Origin of the sequence: Proteus sp. HMSC14B05, from assembly GCF_001808035.1 — a bacterium.
GTDB classification, from domain to species: Bacteria; Pseudomonadota; Gammaproteobacteria; order Enterobacterales; family Enterobacteriaceae; genus Proteus; species Proteus mirabilis.
In genome coordinates this window covers 1-11,672 of record NZ_KV791989.1, presented here as the reverse complement: position 1 = coordinate 11,672, position 11,672 = coordinate 1, and the positions used below count along the sequence as shown (strand labels likewise).

Annotated in this window: 8 protein-coding genes, 1 tRNA gene and 4 pseudogenes; 8 read left to right on the top strand and 5 right to left on the bottom strand. The window is 38.0% G+C overall.

The window, feature by feature from the left end:
- Window positions 1-3 precede the first annotated feature (3 nt).
- Together HMPREF3129_RS10150 and pepA are read right to left on the bottom strand one after the other, a co-directional pair.
- Window positions 4-453: a DNA polymerase III subunit chi gene (locus HMPREF3129_RS10150; protein ID WP_004246185.1), complete on the bottom strand. Its 450-nt coding sequence runs from the start codon at window positions 451-453 to the stop codon at window positions 4-6.
- An 80-nt stretch (window positions 454-533) separates the two neighbouring features.
- Entirely contained in the window at window positions 534-2,042 is a 1,509-nt protein-coding gene (pepA, locus tag HMPREF3129_RS10145) for a leucyl aminopeptidase (RefSeq protein ID WP_004246183.1), read from the bottom strand.
- Between the two features lie 286 nt (window positions 2,043-2,328).
- Here pepA and lptF point away from each other — a divergent pair, with 286 nt between their 5' ends.
- Together lptF and lptG are read left to right on the top strand one after the other, a co-directional pair.
- Window positions 2,329-3,426 carry an LPS export ABC transporter permease LptF gene (gene lptF, locus HMPREF3129_RS10140; protein WP_004249580.1) on the top strand — a complete coding sequence of 366 codons (1,098 nt, stop codon included), beginning with the start codon at window positions 2,329-2,331 and terminating at the stop codon, window positions 3,424-3,426.
- Window positions 3,426-4,505, top strand: coding sequence for an LPS export ABC transporter permease LptG (gene lptG / locus HMPREF3129_RS10135; protein WP_004246180.1), 1,080 nt, complete (start codon window positions 3,426-3,428; stop codon window positions 4,503-4,505). The genes lptF and lptG overlap by 1 nt, the downstream gene beginning before the upstream one ends.
- Window positions 4,506-4,593: 88 nt before the next feature.
- On the opposite strand, the gene ampH is transcribed toward lptG, so the two are convergent.
- The gene (gene ampH, locus HMPREF3129_RS10130; RefSeq protein WP_036900676.1) at window positions 4,594-5,811 is read right to left on the bottom strand and encodes a D-alanyl-D-alanine-carboxypeptidase/endopeptidase AmpH; all 1,218 of its coding nucleotides are present in this window, start codon (window positions 5,809-5,811) and stop codon (window positions 4,594-4,596) included.
- 1,470 nt (window positions 5,812-7,281) lie between these two features.
- On the opposite strand from ampH, the gene HMPREF3129_RS10125 reads away from it, so the two are divergent.
- The 5 genes and pseudogenes from HMPREF3129_RS10125 (at window position 7,282) to HMPREF3129_RS10105 (ending at window position 10,030) form a co-directional block, all read left to right on the top strand.
- Window positions 7,282-7,366 (top strand) — tRNA-Leu (locus HMPREF3129_RS10125).
- A gap of 197 nt (window positions 7,367-7,563) precedes the next feature.
- Window positions 7,564-7,962 (top strand): annotated as a pseudogene (locus HMPREF3129_RS10120) (Arm DNA-binding domain-containing protein); the annotation flags it as partial.
- 122 nt (window positions 7,963-8,084) lie between these two features.
- Window positions 8,085-8,297, top strand: a pseudogene (locus HMPREF3129_RS18965) (antirestriction protein); the annotation flags it as partial.
- A 123-nt stretch (window positions 8,298-8,420) separates the two neighbouring features.
- A pseudogene (locus tag HMPREF3129_RS10110) lies at window positions 8,421-8,786 on the top strand (hypothetical protein).
- A gap of 188 nt (window positions 8,787-8,974) precedes the next feature.
- Complete coding sequence (locus HMPREF3129_RS10105; protein ID WP_036919651.1) at window positions 8,975-10,030, top strand: DUF6516 family protein; 1,056 nt, start codon at window positions 8,975-8,977, stop codon at window positions 10,028-10,030.
- 80 nt (window positions 10,031-10,110) lie between these two features.
- Here HMPREF3129_RS10105 and HMPREF3129_RS10100 read toward each other — a convergent pair whose 3' ends face one another.
- Window positions 10,111-10,338, bottom strand: coding sequence for a hypothetical protein (locus tag HMPREF3129_RS10100; protein ID WP_223302906.1), 228 nt, complete (start codon window positions 10,336-10,338; stop codon window positions 10,111-10,113).
- Between the two features lie 347 nt (window positions 10,339-10,685).
- Between HMPREF3129_RS10100 and HMPREF3129_RS18960 the strand changes: the two are divergent.
- Window positions 10,686-10,925 (top strand): annotated as a pseudogene (locus HMPREF3129_RS18960) (integrase); the annotation flags it as partial.
- Between the two features lie 454 nt (window positions 10,926-11,379).
- Here the strand turns inward: HMPREF3129_RS18960 and HMPREF3129_RS10090 are convergent.
- On the bottom strand, window positions 11,380-11,672 hold a 293-nt coding region (locus tag HMPREF3129_RS10090), incomplete at its 5' end, for an HNH endonuclease (protein WP_368072762.1).

The window sequence follows — 11,672 nt, the reverse complement described above, 5'->3', positions numbered from 1 at the left end:
TATTCAATAGGTTGGCGGCGTAGCCATTGTCAAAGTAAAGCCGACGCTACGATAAATTTTATATCGTTCTCGCGCCAACTGTTTTAATTGTTCATCGATAGGTACGAAGTCTATCACTTCATGGAAAGCTGTGGCAAAGTCTGCAAATTGTGACTGCAAATTAATCAGGAGATCACGGGGGGCATTGCCCCGTTTGCCCGGCCAACATAATTCAACAGGCGCACCATAACGAGGCCCTTCACCTGCTAGGTTATGAGGCACAAATTGATGTGGCTCTCTTGCCCATAGTGCTTCATCCAACAATTCAGCTTGTGGCTGTGAATCACAGACGAGCAAAACACGTTTGCCTAAACGCCAATGTTCTGCGGCAAGTTGACAAGCAAGCCATTCATGGGCTTGTAAATCTTGATGTATTGATGGATGTTCCATTAAATAAAACGTGGCGTTTTTCATGATATCCCGATAATAGAAGGGTATTGCATTGCAATACCCTTCTATGAGTCTGCTCTATTTACCTTAATAATTATGCGGTATTACTCGTCGCTATTCAAACCTGCGCGGTTTAATAAGAACTGCGACAGTAAAGATACTGGGCGACCCGTAGCACCTTTTGCTTTACCAGAGCGCCATGCCGTACCTGCGATATCTAAATGTGCCCAGTTATATTTGCTTGCAAAGCGCGCTAAGAAACAACCTGCGGTAATGGCTCCCCCTAAACGTCCACCCGTATTGGCAAGATCGGCAAAATTAGATTCAATTTGCTCATAGAACTCTTCGCCTAAAGGTAAGCGCCATGCGCGATCGCCCGCTTGCTCTGAAGCATTCATTAATTCATGGGCTAATGGGTTATGGTTAGACATTAATCCACTATAATGATGACCTAATGCCACCATACAAGCCCCTGTTAATGTGGCGATATCAATAACTAATTCAGGCTCAAAGCGCTCAACGTAGGTTAATGTATCACACAGCACTAAGCGACCTTCAGCATCCGTATTTAATACCTCAACAGTCTGGCCTGACATAGTAGTAAGAATATCACCAGGACGATAGGCTTTACCACCCGGCATATTTTCACAGCCAGCCAATACACCGATGACATTAATAGGTAGTTGTAACTCAGCAACGACGCGCATCACACCATATACTGTTGCTGCACCACACATGTCGTATTTCATTTCATCCATGCCATCAGCAGGTTTAATTGAAATACCACCAGAATCAAAGGTGAGCCCTTTACCAACCAGTACGATTGGACGGGATTCAGGATCTTGATTACCTTTATATTCAATAATCGACATTAAAGATTCATTTTGTGAACCTTGACCGACCGCTAAATAGGCATTCATATTTAGCTCTTTCATCTGCTCTTCACCAATGACTCGGGTAGAGACATTCGCGGATGAGTCAGCGAGTTGGCGAGCTTGAGAGGCTAAGTATGCCGCATTACAGATATTAGGTGGCATATTAGCTAAATCTTTACAGGCTTTGATCCCTGATGCAATAGCTAAGCCGTGGGCAATAGCACGTTCACCGCTTGGTAATTCACGTCGAGTAGGGACATTAAAGACCATTTTACGTAATGGACGACGTAATTCGGTTTTATTACTTTTCAGTTGATCAAAGGTATAGAGGCAGTCTTTTGCAGTCTCAACCGCTTGACGTACTTTCCAGTAATTATTACGGCCTTTAACATGTAGCTCAGTCAGAAAACAAACTGCTTCCATTGACCCTGTTTCATTGAGCGTGTTAATTGTTTTCTGAATAATTTGTTTGTACTGACGTTCATCCAATTCACGCTCTTTACCACAACCAATCAGCAAAACGCGCTCAGAGAGAACATTTGGCACATGGTGCAGCAGCAATGACTGGCCGACTTTACCTTCCAGTTCACCACGGCGTAATAAGGCGCTGATGTAACCATCGCTGATTTTATCAAGTTGCTCCGCTATCGGAGATAAACGACGAGGCTCAAACACCCCCACGATAATACAAGCGCTGCGTTGTTTCTCTGGGCTGCCGCTTTTTACATTAAACTCCATGCGTTCTCCTGAATATTAAAGACAAAAACGGAAAGTATCGTTTAGAATAGTGATCCGCATTAATCTACCCCATAGAAAGTTTACTTTTTATGTTAAGCTAAATGCATTAATTGAACACAACTAATTTAGCTAACTTATAAGCTTGTTCTGATTGGGAACCTGTTTATAGCATGTTTTGATATCATTTGGGCTGCAAGAATGTCTAACTGAGATGCACAAATGATAGATATACAACGAAGTTAGCGATTTTCCTGCAAAAAGACAAGTTTTCACAGGCATAACTAGCGTGATTATAATTCGATATTTAGCTCGGGAAACCCTTAAAAGTCAGATAGCCATCTTATTTATCTTGATGCTTATCTTCTTTAGCCAAAAGCTGGTTGAAATTTTAGGGGCTGCTGTAGAAGGTAATATTCCTACAAACCTTGTGGTTTCTCTGCTGTGGCTGGGGATCCCCGAGATGGCACAGCTTATTCTACCATTAAGCCTTTTTCTTGGTCTTCTGATGACTTACAGCAAACTTTATGTTGAAAGTGAGATAACCGTCATGAATGCCTGTGGAATAGGTAAAAAAGCATTAGTGCAAGCAGCACTATTGTTGTCATTACTTACTAGCGTCTTGGCGGCAGGGAATGTGGTGTGGTTGATACCATGGTCGTCTGTACATCAAGAGCAAGTGCTGGAAGATGCAAAAGCCAATCCAAGCTTAGCGGCATTAATGGAAGGGCAATTTAAAATGTCCAGTGACCGTAATATGGTGCTTTATCTCGGTAGCGTAAAGGGCAACCAATTCCAAGATGTTTTCTTGGCTCAATTGCGTCCAACACAAAACCAACGCCCATCTGTTGTGGTGGCGGATAAAGGGTATACCAAAGAGCTACCAAACGGTAACCAAGTCGTGGTACTTAGCGAGGGTACGCGGTATGAAGGTACGGCGGTACTACGCGATTTTCGTATTACTGATTTTACCGATTACCAAGCGGTGATAGGCCATCGAGAGTCTACTATTAGCCGTAATCGCGTCGAACAAAAAACCATGAATGAGTTGTGGCACTCAACAGAGCCTGAGTCTATCGCTGAATTTCATTGGCGTTTAACCTTAATTTTCTCTGTGGTGATCATGGCGTTAATGGTTGTGCCGTTAAGTGAAGTCAACCCACGTCAAGGGCGAGTATTAAGTATGTTGCCGGCGATGTTACTTTATTTGGTGTTTTTCCTATTACAAAGCTCCTTGCGTTCAAGCGGTGAAAAAGGAAAAGTTGACCCACTTATTGCTATGTGGACAGTGAATGGGATTTATTTTGCTTTAGCGCTGTTATTGAATGCGTGGGATACCTTACCAATGCGCAAACTACGTGCTCGCTTTAAGAAAGGAGTTGCCTGATGTTTGGTGTATTAGATAAATATATCGGGCGTACGATTTTGCAATCGATTTTGATGACGCTATTTTTACTGGTATCACTGTCTGGCATTATCAAATTCGTCGATCAGCTGCGCAAAGTAGGGCAAGGTGATTTTACGACCTTAGATGCGGGGATTTATGCGGTTTTAAATATCCTCAAAGATGTGCAAATCTTCTTTCCGATGGCGGCCTTATTAGGGGCTTTATTAGGGCTAGGGGCATTAGCGACACGTAGTGAGCTGGTGGTGATGCAGGCATCGGGTTTTACTCGTTTGCAAATTGCCGGCTCCGTGATGAAAACCGCGATCCCATTAGTACTGTTAACGGTATTAATTGGCGAGTGGGGGGCACCGCAAGGTGAACAATATGCACGTAATTACCGTGCAGAAAAGATCATGGGTAACTCTTTAGTGTCCACTAACCGTGGAATGTGGGCTAAAGATGGTAATCAATTTATCTATATTAACCGTATTAAAAGCCAAAATGAGATGCAAGGCATTACGCTGTATAATTTCGATAATAATCGAAAACTTGAAACTGTGCGTTATGCATCCAGTGCCACTTATGATCCAGATAAAAAAGTGTGGTTACTGAAACAAGTTGAGCAATCTGATCTTACTTCGCCACAAAAAATCACGGGTAAAAAACAGGTATCTTTAGAGTGGCAGACTCGCCTAACACCTGAAAAACTGAGTGTTGTGGCATTAGATCCAGATGCCTTATCCATAAGTGGCTTATATCAATATGTAAAATACCTCAAACAGAGTGGGCAAGAATCAGCCAATTATGAGCTGAACTTCTGGAAAAAAATCTTTGCGCCTATTTCTGTTGCAGTGATGATGCTAATGGCGCTGTCATTTATTTTTGGCCCATTACGTACTGTACCTATGGGGCTGCGTGTGGTAACAGGAATAGCCTTTGGTTTTCTGTTCTATATTGTGAATGAAGTCTCAGGCCGATTAAGTTTGGTATATGGCATTCCTGCCGTAGTGGCAGCCTTAGTTCCTGGTATGCTCTTTTTAGTATTAAGTTTATGGTTATTAATGAGGCGTAATCGCTAAGTAGTATTAACGATTAACAATGCTTAAAGAAAAAGCGCCTTCAACAATCAAGGCGCTTTTTTATCGGTCTATAAGTTGATTATTTCGTTTAAAAACTTTGTGCTAAAGCACGCACAAGGGCATTTGTACCTCGAGTCACTTCACTAAACTTGGTGCCATTAGCTTTACGGGTGATGACAACAAAAACACCGATATTTAATTCAGGAATGGTTGCCATATAGGTATTAAAACCACCGCCACCACCGGTTTTTTGGTAAATAGCAGGCACACCATTGGCAGGCGCCATATAAACCCATCCTAAGCCAATGCCATCCGCTCGCCCTGCAACATCCATCCCTTCAATAGAAGATAGTCGTTGGCGCGGAAAATAAATAGACTGCTCTTTACTGGCCGTCGCTTTTCTCATCGTATTATTTGAGTTTAAAAAGCCTTGCATCCAACGTTGCATATCTGCAGGCGTAGAATAAACCCCCCCACTTCCGGCGGCGGCGATAGTCTCAGAACAAGGGCTGGGTCTATAACCAATTAATAATCGCTGACATTGTGTGCTACTTGGCGTTAACGTGGTATCACGCATTCCCGCAGGTTGTGTCACATACTGTTTTAATAGTTGAGGATAGTTTTTACCAGAGGCTTTCACTAATGCATCTGCTAATAAATCATAAGCCAGATTAGAATAAGAGGCAGATTGTCCCGCCGGTGTTGTTAAAGAGGCTTTTTTTAGCCAGTTCCAGCGATCGCCATGGGTTGGCCAAATAAAAACCGGTCTACCCCATTTTCCGCCGGGTTGTTCACGAGGAAAACCACTGGTATGGGTAGCTAAATGATAAAGACGAATAGGAGATTGATTGTTCACTAATGGAATATCGACACCATAATAACTATATTTTTGCAGAGGATCAGTAACCAACAACTTGCCATCATCTTGTAATTTTAACATCACTTCACTCGTCATTAATTTAGTAATAGAAGCAATACGTATTAATGAGTTCATTGACGGGGTTTGACGGCTATCGGGGCTTGTAGTACCAAAAGCACGATTAAGAGATTGCGTATTGTTAATCATGACAATCACCATTCCTTGAGGGTTACTCTTTTGATAAATCTGCTGAGCATACTTATCAAAAATCTCCCGACTATTATTCGCCTTTGGTGATAAGGTGGTTGGCCATTGTGACAATTCAGGCACATTATGTTGATTAAACTTAGCGGGTAACGTTGGCGTTACCGTTGCTCGTTGACTACAGGCATTGAGCGTAAGTAGTGCAACAGGAATGAGGAGATATTTTAGGAGATGTTTTTTCATTTTATGATCAACATAACGAGTAAGGTGAAAGAAAAGGGAACAAAATAAATCAGCCATAACATAAATGGATGATTGTTTTATCGCGTTACTTTTTGTTTTTATTTATCATTTTTAGTACAGCACCTAAAACAAGCCCAATAAAAATACCGGCCATGATCCAGCTAACAATACCCATACCATCCCCTTTATAGCAGATTTAAACCAAATTTTGATTATATTATCAGAAATAAGAATGTCTATCAGAGCAATAGTGGGTTAATGAAAAGTTGATGTAAAATAGGCTGAAGGACTTCTACAAAGAGATTTTTTGTGAAGGACATCATAAAAATCTTATTATTGGTTATTTTTTGTACATAAAAAGGGTGAAAAAAACAGGAAAGTATTACAAAGGTGTTACAATCCCCCCTAAATTTTGCCTATTTTTACTTTATTATTAGCTTTTCTTTATTATTCGGTTAACAGTTGTTTATCAAGTAAATGTTAATTAATGGATTTATATACTTTAAATTGATTGATTTTAGGTTTTATATTCTAAATCTATATTTAAATTATCCATTTTCAAGGTTTTTGTAAAGATACTCACTCTGCGTGTTATACTTTGTAATACTTTAATTGTTGTGAAACATACAAAGAAAACTTAATATAATCTCATCAAATCGACAGCTAAACACTAAATGAGAGTAAAGACGTATTAACAAAATTAACAAGGGAAAATGGTTAAACAGAAATAAAACATAACAAGATGAAAGGAAAGCGAATAAATAAAAAGAGAGTAAAAAATCGCCGTAATAAAATAATAATGAATTAATCATCAGTATAAATAAATCTATTTTAATAGAGGGCTTTTTATTTAAAGATAAGACTTTTATTTAACTAAGTATTATTATCTTAAAAATAAAATAGTTTAAATAACAGTAAGTAAATCAATGGATAGGGAAATAAAGCTATTTATTAACTATATAGTTAAAGAAATAGTTAGAGGCTATCTATTTTAAATAACAATATATATTAAATATAACACTCTATTTAGAATAAAAATTCTTCCTTACACCAGGGAAGAAAAGGGCAGTGACATTAAAAAAATAACGATAGTCATAAAAATAAAATTAAGCCCTTAAATTGCAGTACCGTCGGATCAAAACACTAACCCAGTTTTGATCCTTTTTTTATATCTCGTTATATATAGTTTAATATATCGATTTTATCTACTGCTCAGTTATAACGATGACAACAGAAGATAATCCATTATGCACAAATAAATGAAGTCAGTGTGCTAAGAGACTTAGGGATTGAGACTTGTTAAATTCAATGTTGCTTATCGATAGATGAATGTTACAAGTTTGCCCCATTCATAGAAGAACGATAAGATAAATGCACTTTTTTTCGCCAATCAAACTGAAAACCAACAATAATTGTTGCGAGGGTTCCTCACGCAAGTATAATGAGCCTGTTTTCCAAACACACTTCAGTGCCGGAGTGGCGGAATTGGTAGACGCAGTTGATTCAAAATCAACCGCCTTCGGGTGTGCCGGTTCGAGTCCGGCCTTCGGCACCATAAGAACATCAATGGACGTCAACGGACGTCTTTTTTTGTATCTAAAATCCAGTGTTTGCAAGGTTCCTCTCGCATTTTAACTCTACCAACGTATACTCAACTCAACCGATATCAAGTTAATGATGTGGGTACATTTGCGGGTATATGCCGATTCGATAAAGTTTTGTACCCGCAATTCGGCTGCGAGGATAGTTAAAATGGCACTTTCCGATACTAAGGTTCGTTCTGCAAAATCTGAAGATAAAGCATATAAGCTGACAGATGGTAACGGACTATTTCTTCTGGTTCATCCTAATGGCTCTAAATATTGGCGCTTCCGTTATCGCTTTGGCGGTAAAGAAAAGATGCTAGCATTTGGCGTTTACCCTGATGTCTCCCTAGCGAATGCTCGTGAAAAACGAGATGAAGCAAGAAAGTTTGTCGCCAGTGGGGTAGACCCTAGTGAGAAACGCAAAGAAGTTAAAGAAGAGCAACAAAAAGAATTCAATACCTTTGAGAAGGTTGCTCGTGATTGGCATGCAACTAATAAGAAGTGGTCTGAAGGGCATAGCCATCGAGTATTAAAAAGTTTTGAAGACAATATCTTTGCGGCTATTCCACAATGGTTAAAAATAGAATCCGTTATCTTTCACACCCTCGACCAATTATGTCCTGACTATCACGGGGTTTTTGGTCGTTTTGTACTTTATCAAATCAAGGGGCTTACCTTTACCCTGATTTATCGGAAGAGCACATGCTTTTAATCAACTCTCATAATAGGCATGAATCGCAGGTTTCTCCTCAAGTGATGGGTATTGTCGTGTGTTTATTGGTTTCTAGTGTGTGGTCATTTAAAACAGAAAGAGAGGTGATGTGCGAACGTTTTTATCAACTACAGGATTTTGCTTCACAGCACCCTGAAGCAGAGGCTATCTTCTACCTAATTGATTAATCTATTTTACGCATTTTACGCTTTCCTCGCTCCTATATTCACCCCATTGTTCTTATCTCTGTCTGCATTATTTCACTGTATTTAACGTATTTATCTAACTAATAAATTATTTAAGGATTGATGATGAGTCGATTAGCCTCACGCTTTGGGCGTGCCAACAGTATTCGTCGTGACCGGCCATTAACGATGGAAGAATTATTTTGTACCGTACCCAGTGTTTTCTCTGAAGAAAAACATGAGTCGAGAAGTGACCGTTATACCTATATCCCTACCATTACAGCCTCGTCGTTGGGAGGATAAGAAAGATGCTCTGTGGACTGTGTACCAACGTTTGCAGGAGAATTTAATCAAAGGAGGATTATCAGGTAGAAATGCAAAAGGTAAGCAAGCGCGGACGCGCTCAGTGAAAATGGTATTAATGGCGATATCAAATTGAATAAGGCACTGTGGGTTATGACAGAAGAGATGTATGAGCATTTTAGTAAATAAGAATTCATATATAAAAATAGGAGTCAGTCTATTCAAATACATTTTATGTTAATTGATACTAGAAGATATTTTATCAAGGCAATATTGTGATTATTTGGTGAGGAATTAGGAATGAAATTATTGAATGCTTGATAAGCTATTTTATAATTTGATTATTGTGAAATTAAATAAAAATAAGGAAGAGTATAGTGAAACTAACAGATGTAATAACTGATTGTATTAATCTTAAGTTAAGTGGTTCGGCTGTAGATAGTATGATTCAGTGTTTGGGAGGAAATGTACTACAGGAAAGAAAACCTGTTTTAACCATAGAAATGCTTAATAAAGAAGAATTACTTTGGATGATGCGCGATGCAAATGATGTTCATGTTTATATTAGTGCTGATGTTTTACATATAAATGCGTTGTATAAGCCAACAACTCATTTTCCAGCAGCTAGAATTTATTTTATGAAATCAAGTGACCTTTTTTTGTTTGCTCGAATAGGTAGCTATCTTGAAAATAATGGAGTTAAACTGAATCCTATAGATGATACTAATTTTTCAAAATTAATCGATGATGTTGGATATATGCAGAGTTATAAAGTGTGGTTGAATAAAAGAAATATGGATTCAAATTTGTTTAATGGTTTACTTGGTGGGAGGTTGAAGAATACGTCTGTAAATCAAGGGGTTTGGCTATCTTCCAATGGGAAATGTTTAGTTTGTGGTGTAGAAACAGATCGAGTAGCAACCAGTACAATTTATGGAGACTCAGGAATTATGATTGGTATGCAACTATGTCTGGAACATGAGGTAGCATCTCAGGATAAATCAACACTACTGAATTATCTCTCAGAACATTTGGGAGGTAGAGTCATATTTTCAAAAACATCCCCATTAACTATTGAAGAATGTCTCGAGCAGACTTGTGATGTTCTTAAAACAAGTCTTGAATGTTCGATTATTAAAGTTGATGGAAATACTGTAACCGCCCGTAGACATTCTGGAATTACTATAGTAATTAGACAACATTCTTTATCAAATTATGCCTATAATATTTTAAGTGCTGAAGGAAAGGCGCTATCTAGGGTTGATTCAGCTGATCATCATGATATTTTTTATGGGCCTGATCATGTTCATTATGATTTACGCAAATCGAAAAAAAATATTGTTGAAACTAGTTTTACATATGGTGATGTTGGTTTAGACATAAAGCTTCTTTTAAAATTAGTACAGGAAGCTGAAAAAAATTGTAAGATATGATGTATAGCATCTCCTAAAATAGCGTTGTATCAATTTATAATTTGCTAAAACTGATAATAAGAATGTTCTATTTATCATAACTATGAGTCTAACTCCCATGGCAAATCTCTTCTGCCATTCACTGCTTTAAGAGTACCATCATTTCTTAACTGCTGGGCTGCCCAACGAATATCATATTGCCATGTATATAAAATATTACCGGAAGCCTTCAACTTAGATTCATAGTGCTCCCAAACATATTTTGAGACTTCACGAGGCCAAGCTTTACCGCCTTTTTCTTGTAGGCATTCAATTATCCATTCTTTCATTATTTCTCTTGTTACTGTTACCATAATATTACCTACTAAATGAGTGAGTAACTATATAGTCTAAATAATAAATGTTCTATAGTTAAATAGATAGATAAACTACATGTTTCTATGAGATACAGCTAATCTAATGATAGATTTAAACCGATGAGAATATATTTAAGTATATAAAATTTTTTCTATTAATTTATTTTAAACAAAAACAATGCATTGCATATTAAAAGCGAGTCCGGCCTTCACACCATAAGAACATCAATGGACGTCTTTTTTTTATCTGAAATCCAATGTTTACAAGGCTTTTCCCCATTTTTCAGTCTTCCCAAGTATACTAAGGTCAAACCTACGCCCCTTTAAGCCGACAAACCATTGATATCTTAAAACAGGTCTATTAATTCTGTGGTAATCATTCGCTAGTCTTTATCGATAATGACAATCCGAGAGAAAACACGGTAAACAATGCATTACGTGTAGTGGGCTATGATATTAAGACCGAAGTCTGTGAACATGGTTTTAGAACAATGGTCTGTAGTTCATTGGTTGAGTCAGGCTTGTGGTCAAAAGATACAGTAGAAAGGCAAATGCGTCATTGCCCACTTCCCCTAAAATGACACAGCTATAATTAAATTTTGCCCCAAAATTTCAGAGACCATAATGAAAAAAGTTCGTTTTGCTAAAACTCAAATTGTGAATATCTTAAAGCTCGCAGATTCAGGTATGGCAGTTGACGATATTTGCTACCAAAATAGGATCAGCAATGGCATATACTAAATTTGAAAATAAAACTATGGCGCTATGTAATTCATTAAGGTTAACCATTAAAATTGCTTGAAGAGAAAATAATAATCTTAAAAATATTTGTAGAAGTCAGCCTCTAACACCATGCAATAAAAGAGTCTTTCGCAAAAAAGGTTGATATGGTCATTAGATTTTATATATCACCGTTTGTATTGTAATAACCGAGCCAAGATACAGTCTCTTCTTGATAAGAGAGTTGTAAATATTGAGTGATATTGGTAAACACTTAACATCAACTCGCTAATTCTATAGCTTAAACACTTGCTCACGATGCCAATGGATAAATGTATCCTTCGGATGTCCTTTTGTGTTTTTAGGTAGGCCAATTACCTTATTTGAAAATTGCCAAAATAATTGCTCTACCATTTGATTACCATTCACACCGCTAGAAACTAATAATTTCATATTATCATCAATACTGATTGCGCCCATATCAAAGGCAGAGTGGTGTAATGCGCATAATGCCAACCCATTATTGATAGTACATGGGCCGCCGAATTGCTTCCATTTTATCCAAAGCACCGTAAAACCCCGTCCTT

Excerpts from the sequence above, each read along its gene's own strand:
- HMPREF3129_RS10150 (WP_004246185.1), bottom strand. The coding sequence starts at position 453 with ATGAAAAACGCCACGTTTTATTTAATGGAACATCCATCAATACATCAA.
- pepA (WP_004246183.1), bottom strand. The coding sequence starts at position 2,042 with ATGGAGTTTAATGTAAAAAGCGGCAGCCCAGAGAAACAACGCAGCGCT.
- lptG (WP_004246180.1), top strand. The coding sequence starts at position 3,426 with ATGTTTGGTGTATTAGATAAATATATCGGGCGTACGATTTTGCAATCG.
- ampH (WP_036900676.1), bottom strand. The coding sequence starts at position 5,811 with ATGAAAAAACATCTCCTAAAATATCTCCTCATTCCTGTTGCACTACTT.
- HMPREF3129_RS10100 (WP_223302906.1), bottom strand. The coding sequence starts at position 10,338 with ATGAAAGAATGGATAATTGAATGCCTACAAGAAAAAGGCGGTAAAGCT.